The sequence below is a fragment of the Micromonospora sp. NPDC005215 genome (assembly GCF_040607915.1).
Classification (GTDB): Bacteria; Actinomycetota; Actinomycetes; order Mycobacteriales; family Micromonosporaceae; genus Micromonospora.
In genome coordinates, this window is the sequence record NZ_JBEXHQ010000083.1 from 1 (window position 1) to 17,805 (window position 17,805).

At 72.0% G+C, this 17,805-nt stretch carries 14 protein-coding genes; 4 read left to right on the top strand and 10 right to left on the bottom strand.

Features of this window, described 5'->3' with window-relative positions:
- Nucleotides 1-105: 105 nt before the first annotated feature.
- Both ABZU25_RS33445 and ABZU25_RS33450 read right to left on the bottom strand, forming a co-directional pair.
- A complete protein-coding gene (locus ABZU25_RS33445; protein WP_355033360.1) occupies nucleotides 106-1,305 on the bottom strand; it encodes an RtcB family protein in 1,200 nt (399 codons plus the stop codon).
- Between the two features lie 346 nt (nucleotides 1,306-1,651).
- On the bottom strand, nucleotides 1,652-3,649 hold the full coding sequence (locus ABZU25_RS33450) for a translation factor GTPase family protein (protein WP_355033361.1): 1,998 nt from the start codon (nucleotides 3,647-3,649) through the stop codon (nucleotides 1,652-1,654).
- Between the two features lie 359 nt (nucleotides 3,650-4,008).
- On the opposite strand from ABZU25_RS33450, the gene ABZU25_RS33455 reads away from it, so the two are divergent.
- Nucleotides 4,009-5,400, top strand: coding sequence for a glycosyltransferase family 39 protein (locus ABZU25_RS33455; protein WP_355033362.1), 1,392 nt, complete (start codon nucleotides 4,009-4,011; stop codon nucleotides 5,398-5,400).
- A gap of 21 nt (nucleotides 5,401-5,421) precedes the next feature.
- Here ABZU25_RS33455 and ABZU25_RS33460 read toward each other — a convergent pair whose 3' ends face one another.
- Both ABZU25_RS33460 and ABZU25_RS33465 read right to left on the bottom strand, forming a co-directional pair.
- Nucleotides 5,422-5,856 (bottom strand): hypothetical protein, encoded by a 435-nt coding sequence (locus ABZU25_RS33460; protein WP_355033363.1) that lies wholly within the window; start codon nucleotides 5,854-5,856, stop codon nucleotides 5,422-5,424.
- Nucleotides 5,857-5,920: 64 nt separating this feature from the next.
- Nucleotides 5,921-7,228, bottom strand: coding sequence for an RICIN domain-containing protein (locus tag ABZU25_RS33465; RefSeq protein WP_355033364.1), 1,308 nt, complete (start codon nucleotides 7,226-7,228; stop codon nucleotides 5,921-5,923).
- 160 nt (nucleotides 7,229-7,388) lie between these two features.
- Here ABZU25_RS33465 and ABZU25_RS33470 point away from each other — a divergent pair, with 160 nt between their 5' ends.
- The gene (locus tag ABZU25_RS33470) at nucleotides 7,389-8,576 is read left to right on the top strand and encodes a spore photoproduct lyase family protein (protein ID WP_355033365.1); all 1,188 of its coding nucleotides are present in this window, start codon (nucleotides 7,389-7,391) and stop codon (nucleotides 8,574-8,576) included.
- Between the two features lie 2 nt (nucleotides 8,577-8,578).
- On the opposite strand, the gene ABZU25_RS33475 is transcribed toward ABZU25_RS33470, so the two are convergent.
- Both ABZU25_RS33475 and ABZU25_RS33480 read right to left on the bottom strand, forming a co-directional pair.
- Complete coding sequence (locus ABZU25_RS33475; protein WP_355033366.1) at nucleotides 8,579-9,427, bottom strand: M15 family metallopeptidase; 849 nt, start codon at nucleotides 9,425-9,427, stop codon at nucleotides 8,579-8,581.
- Nucleotides 9,428-9,509: 82 nt separating this feature from the next.
- Nucleotides 9,510-10,478: an acetylxylan esterase gene (locus ABZU25_RS33480; RefSeq protein WP_355033367.1), complete on the bottom strand. Its 969-nt coding sequence runs from the start codon at nucleotides 10,476-10,478 to the stop codon at nucleotides 9,510-9,512.
- 185 nt (nucleotides 10,479-10,663) lie between these two features.
- Here ABZU25_RS33480 and ABZU25_RS33485 point away from each other — a divergent pair, with 185 nt between their 5' ends.
- Nucleotides 10,664-11,698 carry a LacI family DNA-binding transcriptional regulator gene (locus ABZU25_RS33485; RefSeq protein ID WP_355033368.1) on the top strand — a complete coding sequence of 345 codons (1,035 nt, stop codon included), beginning with the start codon at nucleotides 10,664-10,666 and terminating at the stop codon, nucleotides 11,696-11,698.
- A gap of 114 nt (nucleotides 11,699-11,812) precedes the next feature.
- Here the strand turns inward: ABZU25_RS33485 and ABZU25_RS33490 are convergent, their stop codons facing one another.
- The 3 genes from ABZU25_RS33490 to ABZU25_RS33500 all read right to left on the bottom strand — a co-directional run bounded on the left by ABZU25_RS33490 (nucleotide 11,813) and on the right by ABZU25_RS33500 (nucleotide 14,701).
- Nucleotides 11,813-12,640 (bottom strand): peptidylprolyl isomerase, encoded by an 828-nt coding sequence (locus ABZU25_RS33490; protein WP_355033369.1) that lies wholly within the window; start codon nucleotides 12,638-12,640, stop codon nucleotides 11,813-11,815.
- 70 nt (nucleotides 12,641-12,710) lie between these two features.
- On the bottom strand, nucleotides 12,711-13,919 hold the full coding sequence (locus tag ABZU25_RS33495; protein WP_355033370.1) for a D-alanyl-D-alanine carboxypeptidase: 1,209 nt from the start codon (nucleotides 13,917-13,919) through the stop codon (nucleotides 12,711-12,713).
- Nucleotides 13,920-13,972: 53 nt separating this feature from the next.
- Nucleotides 13,973-14,701 carry a MerR family transcriptional regulator gene (locus ABZU25_RS33500; protein ID WP_355033371.1) on the bottom strand — a complete coding sequence of 243 codons (729 nt, stop codon included), beginning with the start codon at nucleotides 14,699-14,701 and terminating at the stop codon, nucleotides 13,973-13,975.
- A 165-nt stretch (nucleotides 14,702-14,866) separates the two neighbouring features.
- Here ABZU25_RS33500 and ABZU25_RS33505 point away from each other — a divergent pair, with 165 nt between their 5' ends.
- The gene (locus ABZU25_RS33505) at nucleotides 14,867-17,149 is read left to right on the top strand and encodes an excinuclease ABC subunit UvrA (RefSeq protein WP_355033372.1); all 2,283 of its coding nucleotides are present in this window, start codon (nucleotides 14,867-14,869) and stop codon (nucleotides 17,147-17,149) included.
- 23 nt (nucleotides 17,150-17,172) lie between these two features.
- On the opposite strand, the gene ABZU25_RS33510 is transcribed toward ABZU25_RS33505, so the two are convergent.
- The gene (locus ABZU25_RS33510) at nucleotides 17,173-17,592 is read right to left on the bottom strand and encodes a protein-tyrosine phosphatase family protein (RefSeq protein ID WP_355033373.1); all 420 of its coding nucleotides are present in this window, start codon (nucleotides 17,590-17,592) and stop codon (nucleotides 17,173-17,175) included.
- Between the last annotated feature and the right edge of the window lie 213 nt (nucleotides 17,593-17,805).

The following is a 17,805-nucleotide window of genomic DNA, read 5'->3' on the forward strand; positions in this document are numbered from 1 at the left end:
GTTCTTCGTACTTCCGGGGGGGTTTTGCCTCCAGCCCGGGGGTGGGTTTTCCGCGGTTTTTTGCGGCCGGCGTGGGGGCCCGCACCCCCCGCCCCCCACGGCACGTCAGCCCTTCACGCAGACGACCTGCTTGAGGTGCGCGACCACCTCGACCAGGTCCTCCTGCTGGGCCATCACCTCGGTGATGTCCTTGTACGCGCCGGGAATCTCGTCGACCACCCCGGCGTCCTTACGGCACTCCACCCCGGCGGTCTGGGCGGCCAGGTCGTCGGTGCTGAACGTCCGCTTGGCCTGCGCCCGCGACATCCGCCGCCCGGCCCCGTGTGAGGCCGAGCAGTACGCGTCCGGGTTGCCCCGGCCCCGCACGATGTACGACCCGGTGCCCATCGAGCCGGGAATGATGCCCAGGTCGCCCCGGCCGGCTCGGATCGCGCCCTTGCGGGTGACGAGCACCTCCACCCCGTCGTAGCTCTCCTCGGACACGTAGTTGTGGTGGCAGGAGATGGGCTCGTCGTACCCGACCTGCGGGAAGTGCTCGCGCACCACCCCGCAGAGCAGGGCCAGCATGACGGCCCGGTTGCGCCGCGCGTACTCCTGCGCCCACCACAGGTCCCGCCGGTACGCGTCCATCTCCGGCGTCCCGGCGAGGAACACCGCCAGGTCCCGGTCGGGCAGGTCGACGTTGTGCGGCAGCCCTCGGGCCACCCCGATGTGCCGCTCGGCCAGCTCCTTGCCGATGTTGCGCGACCCGGAGTGCAGCATCAGCCACACCCGGCCCTCGTCGGCGCCGCCCTGCTCCAGGCAGACCTCGATGAAGTGGTTGCCACCGCCGAGGGTGCCGAGCTGCCGCTGCGCCCGCGTCTCCAGCTGCGCCACCCGCCGGTCCAGGCCGGCGAACCGGCCCCAGAAGTCGTCCCAGCCGGCCTGCTCCAGGCCACGGACCCGGCGCGGGTTGACCGCCTCCTGCCGCTGGGCGAAGCCGACGGGGATGGTGGCCTCGATCGCGGAACGCAGCCCGGCCAGGTCGTCCGGCAGGTCCGCGGCGGTCAGCGAGGTACGCACCGCCGACATTCCGCAGCCGATGTCGACGCCGACCGCCGCCGGCGAGACGGCCTGCCGCATCGCGATCACCGAGCCGACGGTGGCGCCCTTGCCGAAGTGCACGTCGGGCATGACGGCGACGCCCTGCACCCAGGGCAGCGCGCCGATGTTGCGCAGTTGCCGGGCGGCCTGCGGCTCGATGGCGTACGGGTCGGTCCAGACCCGGACCGGTGCCCGGGTGCCGGCGAGAGGGGTGAATCCCATAGCGGTCTCCTTCTGTCGTGCGATGACCGTTAATGATCAGGTTTGAGCCGGGCGGCGCCCGGCGGCGGTGGACGGACACGAAACGGCCGCCCGATCCCGGTGGGATGGGCGGCCGGCGGACGCGTCAGCGTCGCTTCAGTCGCGCCACCCCGGCTCATTGCGCCGCAACGCCCGACAGACACAGGTTGTGGTGGTGCCGAGCAGCGCCGCGCGGGCAGGGAGAAGGCGCCAGGCGGCAGCGGTACGGATGCGTCGTGGCACTGCGTACTCCCTTCGGGGTGTGCTCGGTCGACCTTGCGTGGACGAGCGTAGGAGGACCGCGACGTGTCCGCAATGGATATCGCCGTTACCGGCCGCCGACCCGGCGGGCCACCGCCAGCAGATACTCCTTGCGATCCAGCGGATTGTTGTCCCAGCGGACCCGGGTGGGGGCGGGACCGGACACCGGGCGGTACCTGTCGAACTCGGTCTCCAACACGCCCTCACCCCGGGTCAGCGCGGGTAGCCGACGCTCCAGCGCGTGCACCAGCCCCGCGGGGATCTCGCCCCGCACCAGGTACGACGTGCCGTGCCCGACGGTGTCGGTCGGCACCGCGTCCAGTCGGGTCAGCGCGGGCAGCAGCGTTCCGAGGACGTCACCGGGCACCTCCAGCCGGAAACGGTGCACCGGCTCGTGGACCCGCGTGCCGGCACTGGTGAGCGCGGCCATCAGCACCAACGGAGTGAGACTGCGGAAATCTCCGGCCGTGCTGGACATGCTCTTGTCGAAGCTGCCGTGCGAATGGCTCTGCCGTGCCCAGTAGCCGGCGTGGGTCATCGTCACCTCGCAGTCGGGAACCTCCCACCCGCGCAGACCCTGGCGCAGGGTCCGACGCACGGACTCCTCCACGGCGACGAAGAAGGCAGGTGGCATCGAACCCAGCTCGACGCCGAGTCGGAAACTCACCCCGGCACCGGTCGGCGCCGGCGCGACCCGCAGCCCGACGGTGGCCAGGAAGGGGTTGGGCGCCACCGCGATCACCTCGACCGCCTCGCCGACGCCGCACACCCGCTCCACGTGCACAGTGCTGCTCTCCCGGAACGTCACCCGCACGCCGAAGTCGTCGGCCAGGGTGGCCTGGATGACCTCCTTCTGCACCTCGCCGTAGAGCGACACGCTGATCTCGTGCTGCCTGTCGTCCTGCCGCAGGTTGATGAGCGGGTCCTGCTCGGCGAGCTGGCTCAGCGCCGCGTGCAGCGTGGCCCGGTCGACGGGGCGCGCCGGCACCACCACCGTCTCCAGCGTGGGTGGCGCGAAGTGGCGGCCCGCGCCGGCACGTTCCGGGGGTACGCCGACCGGGTCGCCGATCCGCGCCTCCGTGAGACCCCCGAGTCGGGCGATGTGGCCGGCGCCAACCGACGACGCCACCACGTCGGCCCCCAGGCTGGCGACACGTATCGCCGTGACCAGCGCGGCATCGGCCGCGCCGACGCGGACCCGGTCGCGGACCCGGATCGTGCCGGCGAAGAGCCTGACCAGGGCGACCTTCTCCCCCGCCGGACCCCGCTCGATGGCGAACACGGTGCCGGAGACCGGGGCGTCCACGTCGCCCTGGCCGGCGGGCAACAGTTCGGTGATCCCGGCGATCAACGCGTCCACGCCGGCGCCGGTGATCGCCGAGCCGGCGTACACGGGCAGCACCAGCGCCCGGCCGGTCTGCGTCGCCAACGCACGGCGCAGTCGCGGGTACGGCACCGCGGACGCGTCCGCCACCCAGTCGGCGAGCAGCCCGTCGTCCTGCCCGGCGAGCACGTCGAGCAGCCGGTCGACGAAGGCGGCGTCGGCAGGACCCCACGAGGAGCAGTGGGCGTCGCGGGTCCCCGGCATCGTCACCGAACCCATCGCCACCACGGCCGGGGTGAGCTTCTCCACGACGGCCCGGACGACCCGCTCGGGGTCCGCCCCGGCCCGGTCGACCTTGTTGACGAAGATCAGCGTCGGGATGCGCAGCCTGCGCAGGGTCCGCATCAGCACGCGGGTCTGCGGCTGCACCCCCTCCACCGCGGAGATCACCAGCACGGCGCCGTCGAGCACGCCGAGCACCCGCTCGACCTCGGTGATGAAGTCCGGGTGACCGGGCGTGTCGATCAGGTTGACTGTCACGTCCTCCAGCACGAAGGAGACGACAGCCGAGCGGATGGTGATCCCGCGTTGTCGCTCCAGGGCCAGGGAGTCCGTACGGGTGCTGCCCGCGTCAACACTGCCGAGCTGGTCGGTCACACCGACGTCGTGCAGCAGCCGCTCGGTCAGACTGGTCTTACCGGCATCGACGTGAGCCAGGATGCCGAGGTTCAGGGTTTTCACGCAGCGTCAGGTCCTTCAGATAGGCGACAGATCCCTTCTGGCCGGACATCGACGCAGCGCGCATTGGTGCTCCCTGAAGGTTGGTGGCGGTTTCGGGTAGTTCAGCAGGCCGTCGCGGGTCGGGCAACCGATTAACCGGCGCCGCCGTTCATCATCTGTGCGACTCCGCGACGCCGCGTACTAACCTGGCGCGGCTAGGTTCGCGCGGGCACTTCGGCCCCTGTTCAGGGAGAACCACAATCACCGCCACCTGGCCGTTGCGTCGCGCCGCCACCGTCGCCACCCCACCGGACCCACCTCGGGCGGACGCGCGACGGCGGACGGACGACACCCGGTCCGGCTGGACGATGGCCGGTTGGGTGATCCCCGCGCTCGTCGCGCTGGCGCTGGGCGGGTGGCGGCTGACCGGCCCGGCGCTGTGGGCCGACGAGTTGGCCACCTGGGGCGCGGTCCGGTTGAGCTGGTCGCAACTGTGGCAGCTCGCCGGTTCGGTGGACGGGGTCCTGACCCCCTACTACGCCCTGATGAAGGTGTACGTCGCCGTGGCCGGCACGTCCACCGCCGCGTTGCGGCTGCCCTCGGTCGCCGCCTGCACCGTCGCCACGGTGGTGGTGACCGCGCTCGGGCGGCGACTCGGCGGCGCCGGGACCGGCCTGCTGGCCGGGCTGCTCTTCGCGATCCTGCCGGTGACGTCGCGCTACGCGCAGGAAGCCCGGTCCTACGCCCTGGTGATCCTCGGTGCCGCTGTCGCCATGTGGTGCCTGATCCGGCTACTGGAGGAGCCCGCGCGCCGGCACCTGGCCGGGTACGCCGCCGCCGTCGGTTTCGTGGGGCTGCTGCACCCGCTCAACGGCCTGCTGATGCTCGCGGGTCACGCCGCCGCGGTCGGCTGGTGGCAGCTTCCCCGACGAGCCGCCGGCTGGCGGACCGTACGGCGGTGGGCGACGGCGGCCGGCGTGGGAGTGCTGCCGGCGCTCGCGCTGTCCGCCTGGGGCTGGGGGCAGAGCGCCCAGGTGTCCTGGATCAAGCTTGTCGACCTGGGTGCCCTCCAGGCGTTCCCGGAACGGCTCTTCCACTCCGCGGCCGTCGGCGGGCTCGTCCTCGTCCTCGCGGTTCTCGGCGTCCGCCGCGAACCGGCGTACGTCTGCCTGGCCGGCGCGGCGTTCGTCCCGATGGCGCTGCTGCTGCTCGCCGGCACCCAGCTGCACGTGTGGGTGGCCCGCTACGTGCTTGTCGTGCTGCCGGCGCTGGCCGTCCTCGCGGCCTGCGCCCTGGCCCGCGTCGGACGGTCGTCGGCCCTCGTCGCGACCGGCCTGGCGGCCGTCCTCGCCCTACCCGCACACGTGACCATTCGCGCCCACGCCGGTCACAGCCAGGACTCGTACCGCGTCGCGTCGGTCATCGGTCCCCGCTACCGACCCGGCGACGTCGTGGTGTTCCCGGACCGCCACCCGAGCATCCCGTGGTCACCACGGGACATCTACGAGCGCTACCTGCCCGCCCCACGCCCCCCGGACGTGCTGCGCGTCGCCCCGCAGCGCAGCGACGGCAGGTTCCTGGCAACGGAGTGCCCGGACGCCGCCTGCCTCGGCACACCACAGCGCATCTGGGTCATCGGAGCCGACCCCTCGGCCGACCCGCTCGGCGACATGACGCCCGGCAAACGGGAACGGATCAGCGCCGGCTACCGGGAGGCGCAGCGCTGGCGCTACCCGCTGCTGAGCATCAGCCTCCTGGAGCCCGCGACGTGAGAGCCCGGCGAGCGCGACCGCTCAGGTGTCGTAGCCGCCCCGCCGGCGTCGCCGATAGGCGTAGGCGACCGCGGCGAGCAGCGGTCCCCACAAGAGCAGCGGGAGGTAGCAGGCGTAGAAGATCGCCGCCTCCCCCGCGCCGCGCTGGGTGGGGAAGTTCCCCGGGAGCGGTGTGCCGCCCATGGTGACCCCGGCGAAGATCCGGGCGAAGGCGGTGGTCCACGCGACGGTCAGGACCGTCGCGTGGAGCGTCGCGGGGATGAGCGCGGCAAGCATCGGCACCCGGCGGCCACCCAGCCCGACGTCGTCGCGGAACGCGACCGGAAGCCGCCAGAGGCCCGCCGGCAGCACTGTGAACGGGATGGCGTAGGCGGCGATTCGCGCCCATCGGGGCACTCCCGCCACCGGGGCGTGGGCGGCGCGCCACGCCCCGGTCAGCTGATTTTTCGGCGTCATGCCGCTCACGCTAGGAATCGGGCGTGAGCGGCACCTCCCTCCGGCGAGGGAGTGGACTCCCCGGTCAGGACTGCGGCGCCAGCCGGAACGACTGCGCCGCGGTGCCGTTGCAGGTGTACTGGATGAGCTGGACGCTGTCCGCAGTGGACGCTCCCGGCACGTCGAGGCACTTGCCGCTGAGCCGGTTGACAAGGCGGTAGTAGCCGCCGCCCTCCGATTCGGCACGCCACTGCTGGTTGTTGCCACCGCTGTAGGACCAGAGCTGGATCGGCGCCGAGTCGGCGGTCGACCGGTCGGTCACGTCGAGCACCTGGCCGCTGTTGGTGCGGTTGTTGACCCGCAGGTAGCCGCCGCTGGTCGGCGCGAACTGGTACTGCTGCGCCGCGCTGCTGTTGCAGGAGTACTGCTGGATGGCGGTGCCGTTCGCGCTGGCGGCGGCGCGCGCGTCCACGCACTTTCCGCTGGCCCGGTTGACAGCGGTGTGCCAGGCGGTCGGCGAGATGCCGTCGCTCGGCGGAGGCGTGGTCGGGGGGACGGTGCCGGCGCCGGCGAGCCAGTGCAGACCGTCGATCAGCAGCTGATTCTGCTGCGCGCTGTCGAACGTCGACGACAGCCCGGTGTTGGTGCTGTAGTTCATGGCGTTGTGGCCGAAGTTGGCGTAGAGCATCTTGTACTGCCTGTTGCTCCACACCAGGGGGTAGTACCCGCCGTACCAGGACTGGTTGGGGTCGGTGCCGACCGGGAAGCTGGAGGCGTCGACCGAGGCGAGGATGTCGATGTTCGGGTTCTGCCGCAGGTCGTTGCTCCAGGAGTACCACTCGCTTATCGACGAGGGAAACGTCGCGGGCAGGTTCCGGGTGGCCGGGTGGGTGCGGTTGTCGGCGCGCATGGTGACCCTGGTCGGTCCCCAGGTGTTCGTCTGGAACGAGCCGGTGCCGAGGAAGGTGTTGTAGTACCAGCTCCAGCTGGACGGGTTGTCGGTCCACGCGCTGACGTGGAAGCCCAGCCACGCCCCACCGTTCTGCATGTACTGCTGGAACGCCGCGCGCTGCGCGGTGGGCGGCGCGTCGTCCAGGAACATGACGACCTTGTACTGGGCCAGGTTGGCGGTGTTCAGCAGACTCCAGTTGTTCGTGGCCTCCCAGGAGAAGCCGTACTGGGCGGCGGCCTGGGGGAACCAGGCTCGGGCGTCCTTGACGAAGTCGATGTGCGCGGCGTCCCAGGTGCCGTTGTAGAAGGCCAGGACCTTGAACGTCGGCGCGGCCTGCGCGGACCGCGAGGCGGTGACCGCGAGACCAGCGGTCAACGCGACGACGAGGGCGACGAACAACGACAGGATTCGTCTGGTACGGGAGGAGAGTTCTGCGATCACCTGATCGTCCCTTCGGTGGGGACGCGCGCCGCCGCGTCGACCTGAATCATCTGTTCACAAGGTTTACAGATAGACGAAAGGTTATGCGGCGGCACCGGTCGCGTCAATCGTGGATCGGATGATCGGGTGGGATTCCCGGGACAACGGGTAACCCCGCCCGGTGACCAGCCCGGACGCCGTCGACGTCGACGAGCCCCTCGCCGTCGACGTGCCCGCCGCGCCACACGACGCCAGCGGCGAGTGGGTGCCGACCCGTGACCTCGCCGGGCTCGCACCCGCGGCCCGGCCCGCCCGCCGCTGGACCCCGCGCCGGGTGGTGGCCACCCCGGCCGCGCTGGAGCACCCGCACGGCCAGCGGATCGTCGAACGGGTGCAGGCACAGGGCATCGAGGTGGAACACCTGCGATCCAACCGGCTCACCGGGGTACGCGGACAGACCGACCGGGAGACGTACGCAAGAGCCAAGGCCACCATGGCGATCGTGGTCAGCCCACCCTCGCGGCGCACCCTGCAACCCATCGCGCCCAGCGCCGACTGGCGGGTCGACCTGGCCGAAGGCTGCCCGGCGCACTGCCAGTACTGCTACCTCGCCGGCTCACTGTCCGGCCCGCCGGTGACCCGGGTGTACGCGGACCTCGACGACATCCTGGCCGGGCTGGCCGCGTACGCCGGACGCGGGACGGTGACCAGCCGCAACGCGCGACGCGCCGACGAGGGCACCACCTTCGAGGCGTCCTGCTACACCGACCCCCTCGCGTTGGAGCACCTGACCGGCAGTTGGCGGCGGGCGGTGCAACACTTCGCCGCCTGGGACGCGCCCGTGCAGCTGCGCTGGACCACCAAGTACGCCGACGTGGACACCTTCGTCGGGCTGCCGCACGCCGGCCGTACCCGGGTCCGGCTCAGCGTCAACTGCGCCCCGGTCAGCGAACGGTTCGAGGGCGGCACCGCCCGGGTGCCGGACCGGCTGGCCGCGCTGCGCCGGCTCGCGCTCGACGGCTACCCGGTCGGGCTGACCATCGCCCCGATCATCGCGCTGCCCGACTGGCGGGACCGCTACGGCGAGTTGCTCGACCAGGTCAGCGCGGCGGTCGACGGGGTGCCGGAGCTGGACCTGACCGCCGAGCTGATCACCCACCGGTTCACCCCGGGCAGCAAGGAGGTGCTCCTGGGCTGGTACCCGCGCACCCGGCTGGAGATGGACGAGGAGTCGCGCAGCCGCAAACACGGCAGGTTCGGCGCGGTGAAGTACGTCTACCCGCGCGACACCATGGCCGAGCTGCGCGGCTGGTTCACCGCCGAACTCGCCTCGCGGGTGCCGGCCTGCCGGATCCTCTACTGGACCTGAGCTCAGCCGACCGACGAGCGGGCGACCGGCGCGGTGAAGAACGTGTCCGGGTACGGCTCGTCGCGCAGGCTGTAGTGCCACCACTCAAGCTCGTAGTTGACGAATCCGGCGTCAATCATCAGCCGCCGCAACAGGAGCCGATTGTCCCGGGCCACGCCGGTGATGCGGGGGTCGGCAGTGTGCGCCCGGGAGTCGAAACAGTCGAAGCCCGTACCCATGTCGATGCTGTTGTCGGCGAAGCGCTGCCCCCGGGGCGCGGTGCAGGCGACCAGCGGCTGCCCGGCCCGGTACGCGGGCTGGTTGGCGGCGGGGTCGTCCACCAGCGTCAGGTCCATCGTGCTGCCCCGGCTGTGCGCGGTGGGCGCCCCGATGTAGCCGTCGGCGAAGAGCCGGTCCTTGGCCAGGTCCGGGTAGAACTCGGCCTTGGTCTGCTGCTCGCCGGGGCGCTTCGACCAGGCGACGAAGTCGTCCACCGCCGGCTGCGGGCGGTAGCAGTCGTACACCTTGAGGCTGTGTCCACCGGCCAGCGCGGCGTCCTGCACCCGGCGCAGCGACTCGGCGGCCTGCCGGGTGAGCAGGCACAGCGGCTCGGGGTAGCCGGTGATCGGGCGGCCCACGAAGTTGTGCGCCGTGGCGTAGCGGATGTCGGAGTGGATGCGCGGGTCGAGGTCGGTCAGCACCACGAACCCGGGCAGCCGCCCTGCGGCGGAGCTGGACGTCGCGGGAGTGGGCCGGGGGGTGGGACTCACCGGCGTCGACTGCGGCGCGGCCGGCGCGGGGCGGGACTCCGGCCGCGAGCAACCGCCGAGCAGCGCGGCGAACGCGAGCACGACGGCGATCCGGTGACCCACCCCTCCTGTCTATCAGCCGGGCCGGCACCGCGGGCCGGATGCACCCGTTCCGGGTCGGCCCCGCTCAGCATCGCGGCCCTGGTCAGCCCTCGGTCAGGTGGGCGCGTAGGAAGACCAGCGCCGACTCGTCGTCGTCGATCCCGCCGGCCTCGTGGCCGTTGTAGCGCCACACCGCCAACTCGGTCGGCCCGGCGTGCGCGTTGACCGCCGCGTAGACCGTCGACGGCGGCACGATCTCGTCCATCAACGCCACGGAGTACCGCGCCGGGCGGCGGCAGCGCCGGGCGAAGTTGACGCCATCGACGTACGCGAGGGTGGTCAGCACCCGCTCCTCGGCACCGCGGTGGATCGCCAGGTAGTCGCGGATCTCCCGGTAGGGGCGGGCGGCGGTGGTCACCACCGCGCGCGGGATGTCGCAGAGGAACGGCACGAACGCGACCACCGCCCGCACCCCGGGTGCCAACGCGCCGGCCGCGAGCGCCAACCCGCCGCCCTGGCTGTGCCCGAGCACCGCCACCCGGGTCGGGTCGACGAGCGGCAGGGTCCGGACGGCGTCCACCGCCCGGACCGCGTCGGTGATCAACCGCCGGTAGTAGTAGGTCTTCGGGTCGGCGATGCCCCGGGTGGTGACGCCGGGCGCCTCCGGGCCGGCCGCGCCGAGGTCCGGGGTGTCGCCTCGGCTCCATCCCGAGCCCTGCCCCCGGGTGTCCATCTGCAGGTGCGCGAACCCCGCCGCGGCCCAGAGCAGGTTCTCCAGCGGGTGCCCGCGCCCACCGCCGTAGCCGGCGAACTGGACCACCGTCGGCAACGCCGTGGCGGCACCGCGAGGCACCCGCAGCCAGGCCCGCACGGTCTGGCCGGCGAAACCCGCGAAGGTCACGTCGAACACGTCGATGCTGTCCAGCTCGGTCGCGACCGGCTCGGCCCGCACCGGCCAGCCGGCATGCCGGGCCTCCGCCAGGGTGTCGGCCCAGAAATCGTCGAAGTCCGCCGGTTCCTGGACGACGCCGCGGTAGTCACGCAGCTGTTCCTCAGGTAGATCGGTGTACATGCCGTCCTTCGGTCCGACGAACTTCCGGAAAGATTCCGTAACTTCGCCGAACGCTAGAACCGACCTGGCATGTCGTCAACCCCCGTCGGTGAGGCAAGATGACGCGTGGAACGGGCACACCGTTCCGGGATCCTCGGTTGACGACATCTCGCTGTCGTTCTTCCGGCTCGGTGAAGGAGACGCGGGTGGGCGCGGACGACGGACGCAGGGTGACCATCACCGCGATCGCACGGGAAGCCGGGGTGTCGGTGCCAACCGTGTCGCGGGTCCTCAATGGTCGCTCCGATGTCGCCCCGGACACCCGGGAGCGAGTCGAGGAGTTGCTGCGCCACCACGGCTACCGGCGACGCACCAGCCGCAGCGTTCGCCGCGCCGGCCTCGTCGACCTGGTCTTCAACGACCTGGACAGCCCCTGGGCCGTGGAAATCATCCGGGGCGTGGAGGACGTCGGGCACGGCGCGGGTGTCGGCACTGTCGTCTCCGCGATCCACCAGCAGCCCACCGCGGCCCGGCAGTGGCTGCAGAACCTGCGCACCCGGGCCACCGACGGCGTCATCTTCGTGACCTCGCACCTGAGCCCGCCGCTGCACGCGCAACTGCGCCGCCTCAACGTGCCGGTGGTGGTCGTCGACCCGGCCGGGGTGCCGGCCATGGACGTCCCGACGATCGGTGCCACCAACTGGGCCGGCGGGCTCGCCGCGACCGAACACCTGCTCGCGATCGGGCACCGGCGCATCGGCCTGGTGGCCGGGCCGACGCACCTGTTGTGCAGCCGGGCGCGGCTCGACGGTTACCGGGCCGGGTTGGAGAGCGCCGGGGTGCCGGTGGACGACGCCCTGATCTACCCGGGCGACTTCTACCACGCCTCCGGGTTCGCCGGCGGGACCGCGCTGCTCGACCTCGCCGACCCGCCGACCGGCATCTTCGCCGCGAGTGACCAGATGGCCTTCGGCGTCTACGAGGCCATCCGGCGCCGCGGGCTGCGGGTGCCGGACGACGTGAGCGTCGTCGGCTTCGACGACCTGCCGGAGGCCCGCTGGGCGTCGCCACCGCTGACCACTGTGCGGCAGCCGTTGGTCGAGATGGGACGGTTGGCGGCACGGACCGTGCTGCGCCTGGCCCAGGGTGAGGGCATCGACTCGCCGCGGGTGGAACTCGCCACGGAACTGGTCGTCCGCGACAGCACCGCCCCACCGTCCGGGTCGCCCGGCCCGTCGTGACGGTCGGAACTGGGCCGGAAACCGGTTGGATCAGTTCCGATCCGCTCCCGAAAATTTCGGGTTGGCTCCCGCTGGCGTGGTGAGCGACCGAGAGTCGCCCACCACGCCGCGTGCTCAGTGGTGGTGGTGCGCGCGGATGGCCTGACGAATGGTCACCGGCAGCGCGGGCGCGCCGTCGACCGGCGCCGGGTCCTCGGCGGTCGGTGCCACTCCCCCAGCGGCGATCCGGTCCAGGGTGGCCAGCCCGGCCGCGTCGACCTCGCCGAAGATCGTGTAGTTGGGGCGCAGCGCCGAGTTGGCGTAGACCAGGAAGAACTGGCTGCCGTTGGTGTCCGGCCCCGCGTTGGCCATGGCCAGCACACCCCGGGCGTACACCCGGCGTTCCCCGGTCGGGTCGGTGGGCGCCGGCGGCAGGCCGGTCGGCAGCTCGTCGCGGTACCGGTATCCCGGGCCGCCCTCGCCGGTGCCGGACGGGTCACCGCACTGCAACACGCTCAGCGTGGGGTACGCGGTGAGCCGGTGGCACGGGGTGCGGTCGTAGAAACGCTTGCCGACCAGGTGCAGGAAGCTCTGCACGGTGCACGGCGCGGCGGCCCGGTCCAGCGTCAACCCGATCGGTCCGTGGTTGGTCGTCAGTGTCACCCGGACGCTGCCCCGGGCCGGGGTGCGCCGCGGGTCGGGCGGCAGCGGCACCGGCCGGGCCGCCGGCTCGTCGGGTGTCTCGGTGTACGCGCACGGGCCGTGGGTGGTGCGCGGCGGTCGGGTGGCGGCGTCAGCAGCGGCGGAAGTGCTGGTGGAGTCGGCTGGCGCGGCGACCGCGCTGGCGGACCCCCCGACGACGAGCGCCCCGGCGAGGGCGGTCACCCCCGCGAGGCGGGACAGGGCGCGCACCGGCCGGCGGGGTGCCGCCCCGCCGGGGCGCGGTTCGAGTTCACTCGACACTGTGATCCTCCTGGACTCGTGGTGCCAGAAAGACCGGAGTCTATGGACGTCAGCGTCCGATGTCGATCCGTCAGGGCAGCCGACGACGACGCCGCCACAGCAGCCCGCCCAACAGCGCCAGCACCCCCGCGCCGCTCACCGCGGCCACCGACCACAACCACCCCGAGCCGGTACGCGCGGGCCCGCTAGCCGCCGCCGGCCGAGGCGCACCGGGCCCAGCCAGCGCGGACGGCGCCGCCGACGCGGTGGCGTTCAACTCCCCCGCTTCGACCAGCCGGCCGACGGAGGCGTCCCGGGGCAGCGTGAAGCCCCAGTCCAGCAGGGCCGCACCCTGCTCCCAGCCCCGCAGCGGCGCCGATTCGGCACCCAAGAGGGTCACCACCAGCCGTCGTCCGCCGCGTTCCGCCGCACCCACGTAGGTGTGCCGGGCCAGATCGGTGAAGCCGGTCTTGCCGCCGAGCGCGCCCGGGTACCGGTAGATGAGCTGGTTCTCGTTCTGGATCTGGAAACCCTTTGTGCGCTGCGCCCGCTGGGTGGGAATCTCCGTCTGCTCGGTCAGCGCGTACCGGCGGAAGGTCGGCTCGGCGAAACAGGCCCTGGCGATCAGCGCCAGGTCGTACGCGCTGGTGAACTGCCCCTTGCCGTCCAGCCCCGACGGGGTGACCGCGTGTGTCTGGAGTGCGCCGAGGTGCTGCGCGTGCTCGTTCATGGCGCGTACGCCGGCGGCGCTGTCCGTACCGCTGCCGAGTCGGGCCAGCGCGTTGGCGGCCTCATTGCCGGAGTTGAGCAGCAGACCCAGCCAGATGGTCTCGATGGTGTAGCGACCGCCCGCGACCAGGCCCACGGCGGAGGAGCCGGGCTCGATGTTCATGTCGTCCTCGGTGACGGTGACCGTCTGCTTCGGGTCCAACCGGGGCAGCATCGTGGCCGCCAGCAGGAGCTTCTGCACGCTGGCCGGGGTGCCGTACTCGTGTGGGCCGCAACCGCCGAGCACCTGGCCGCTGTCCAGGTCGGCGACCAGCCACGACGTGGCGGTGATCGCCGGTGGCGCGGCGGCGTCGGCCGGCACGACCAGGCCGGTCGTGTCCAGCGCCGCGCCGCCGACCACCCGCTGCTCGGGCACGCCGGGCGGAGGCGAGGGTCGGGGCGGACGGGACATCGCCGGGGCCGGCACCCGCGGGCAACGCACGGTTGGCCCGGCGGACGTTCCCGCGGCGGCGACCGGCGCGGGAGCGAGCAGGATGGCGGACGCGGTGGCCGCCAGCAGCGCAGCTCTCATGTGCCCGACCCTAGTCAACAAGATCGCCCGGCGGGACGGGATGCGCGGGTCGGTCAGTCCGCCTCGCCGCGACCGCGCAGGTAGTCGTGCAGCGCGGCCGTGCCCCGCAGCCGGCGCAGGCTGCGGATGTGCAGGTCCTGCTCGCGGCGGGCAAGTTCGGCGCGGACCCGCTGAGGACTGCCGGTGGTCCGCAGCTCCCCCAGCACCGCCTCGATGATCTCGAACGGGTACGCGCCCCGGCGGAGCAGCGCGATGACCTGCGCGGCGCGTAGCTCCGCCTCGTCGTACACCCGGTAGTTGGTGCCCGGGGTGCGGCCCGGCCGCAGCAGTTCGCGCTGCTCCCAGAGCCGCAGCTGGGAGGTTCGCACCCCGACCAGGGCGGCGACCTCGCCGATGCGGGCGGCGCGGCGTGGCGCGGGCCGGGCCGCCGGTGGGCTGGCCAGCGCGGTCTCGAAGGCGCCGAGCACCCGGCGGATCTCGGCGCGTTCCCGGTCCACCTCGGCGTGACCGCCGTCGAGCGCCGCGAGGGCCGCCGGCAGGTCGCCCTCGTGCACCGCGGCCATGATCTCCCGGGCCCGGCTCCAACCGTGCCCCTCGGCCAGCCGCCGCGCCACCCTCAGCGCCCGGGCGTGCTCGGTCGTGAAGATCCGGTAGCCGCTGGCCGTACGCCGAGCCGGCGGCAGCACACCCTGCTCGACGTAGTTGCGCACCTGCTGCACCGAGATCCCGACGGTGGCGGCCAGATCCACGGCGCGAAGCCGATCCTTCGGGGCGACGTCCACGCGAGCCACCGTACCGTTTACGACGTGATTTGAGACTTTGCGGGAGATCCCACCTCGGCCCGCTGCGGAATCTCGCCCAAAGTCTCTACAGGAGGATGAATGAGACAATGGAACCCGCCAGCATCGGCGGGGCACTGTCCCGCCACGACTCCGTGAAGGGTTCGCATGTCGCAGCCAGCAGGGTCCGCCGCCGACAGCCACGACATGATCGAGGTACGCGGAGCGCGGGAGAACAACCTCGCCAGCGTCTCGGTCGACATCCCCAAACGCCGGTTGACCGTCTTCACCGGCGTCTCCGGATCGGGCAAGTCGTCGCTGGTCTTCGGCACCATCGCCGCCGAGTCCCAGCGCATGATCAACGAGACCTACAGCGCGTTTCTCCAGTCGTTCATGCCCAACCTCAACCGGCCGGACGTCGACTCCCTGCGCAACCTCAGCGCGGCCATCGTCGTCGACCAGGAACGGATGGGCGTCAACTCCCGCTCCACCGTCGGCACCGCCACCGACGCGTACGCGATGCTGCGGATCCTCTTCAGTCGACTCGGCCATCCAGCGGTGGGTGGCGCCGGGGCGTTCAGCTTCAACCTGCCCGAGGGCATGTGCCCCACCTGCGAAGGGCTGGGCCGGGTCTCCGACCTCGACATCAGCGAGTTGGTGGACGTCGAGCGCTCCCTCAACGACGGCGCGATCACCGCGCCCAACTTCGCGGTCGGCTCCTGGTACTGGCAGACCATCGTCGGCTCCGGCCTGTTCGACCCGGACGTCAAACTCCAGGACTTCACAGCGCAACAGTGGGAGGACTTCCTCCACAAGCCGCCCACGAAGATCAAGGTGGGCAGCAACAACTGGACGTACGAGGGCCTCGCGGTCAAGGTCAAGCGGCTCCTTCTCGCCAAGGACCGCGAGTCGATGCAACAGCACATCCGCGCCTTCGTCGACCGGGCGGTCACCTTCACCACCTGCGGCGACTGCGGAGGCACCCGACTCAACGCGGCGGCCCTGTCGTCGCGGATCGCCGGACGCACCATCGCCGACTGCTCGGCCATGCAGATCAGCGACCTGGCGACGTTCGTCCGGGGCATCGACGATCCGGGGGTCGCGCCACTGATCGCCAACCTGCGCGACCTGCTGGAGTCCCTGGTCGAGATCGGGTTGGGCTACCTCAGCCTGGACCGGGAGTCCGCCACCCTGTCCGGCGGTGAGGCGCAACGGGTCAAGATGGTCCGGCACCTCGGCTCCAGCCTGTCCGACGTCACGTACGTCTTCGACGAACCCACAGTCGGCCTGCACCCGCACGACATCGCCCGGATGAACGACCTGCTGCTGCGGCTGCGCGACAAGGGCAACACGGTGCTGGTGGTCGAGCACAAGCCGGAAACGATCGCGATCGCCGACCACGTTGTCGACCTCGGGCCGGGGGCCGGCACCGACGGCGGCCGGATCTGCTTCACCGGCGACGTGCCCGCTCTGCGCCGCTCCGACACCCTCACCGGCCGGCACCTGGACCACCGGGTGACAGTGCGCGAGGCGGTACGCCCACCGACCGGGCAGCTCGCCATCCGCCAAGCCGACCTGCACAACCTGCGCGACGTGGACGTGGACATCCCGCTCGGCGTGCTCACCGTGGTCACCGGCGTGGCCGGTTCCGGCAAGAGCTCCCTGATCCACGGGTCGCTGCGCGGCCGGTCCGGGGTGGTCATCGTGGACCAGTCCCCCATCCGCGGGTCACGGCGCAGCAACCCGGCCACCTACAGCGGGCTGCTCGACCCGATCCGTACCGCCTTCGCCAAGGCCAACGGCGTCAAGGCGGCCCTGTTCAGCGCCAACTCCGAGGGCGCCTGCCCGGCCTGCAAGGGGATCGGGCTGATCTACACGGACCTGGCGATGATGGCCGCCGTCGCCAGCGTCTGCGAACGGTGCGAGGGGCGACGCTTCACCGACGAGGTGCTGACGTACACGCTGCGCGGCAAGAACATCAGCGAGGTGCTGGCCATGTCGGTCACCGAGGCGTACGCCTTCTTTCCGCACCTCATTCTCGGTCGGCTGGTCGACGTCGGGCTGGGCTACCTCAGCCTCGGCCAACCGTTGACCACCCTGTCGGGCGGGGAACGGCAACGACTCAAGCTCGCCATCCACCTGGCGGAGAAGACCACCACGTACGTGCTGGACGAACCCACCACCGGCCTGCACCTGGCCGACGTGGACCAACTACTGGCCCTGCTCGACCGGATGGTCGACGCCGGCAACACGGTGATCGTCATCGAGCACCACCAGGCGGTCATGGCCCACGCGGACTGGCTCATCGACCTGGGTCCGGGCGCCGGCCACGACGGCGGTCACGTTGTCTTCACCGGCACGCCCGCCGACCTGGTCGCCCGTGGTGACACGCTCACCGCCACCCACCTACGCGAGTACGTCAGCGAGCCGGCCGTGACCCGACGGGGATAGGCCCAGCGGCGGGTGGGTGGCGGTCAGGCGATGCGGCGCAGCCAGCGCCGCTGCCAGGGAGTCTCCACCGCCTTGGGGTGGTAACCCTCCCGGACCCACGACACCGCCCGCTCGACCGGCAAGCCGTCGAGGATCGCCAACGCGGCCAGCGCGGTTCCGGTGCGTCCCACCCCACCCCGACAGGCCACCTCGACGCGCGCACCGTCGTGGGCACCCCGCAACGCCGCCCGCAGGGCATCGAGGGCATCCGCCCGATCGGTCGGCACCCAGAAATCGGGCCACCGGATCCGCCGGTGCGGCCACGCCGGATCCGGGCCGGGGGCCAACAGCAGGGCGAAGTCGGCGGGCGAGGTCACCGCGGCGATGCGACGCCCGCGCACCGTCACCCCGCTGGGGAGTACGAGCAGACCAGACTGCTCGGGCCAGGGCTGAGAACCAGTCACCCGAGCGATTGTGCCGCTCCCGGCCCGGCCGGTGGGCACAGACAGCGCCGCCCCCGGCCTTGTGGACCGGGGGCGGCGCTGATGTCGGTGTGCAGGTCGCCTCTCGGCGAGTGGCACTACGCGGCTCCAGCCGAACGGTATTCCGCGAAGGCAATTTAGGTGAGGCCCGGGGACACTGAGTCACACCGACACCCTCCACAACCAGCCGGACCC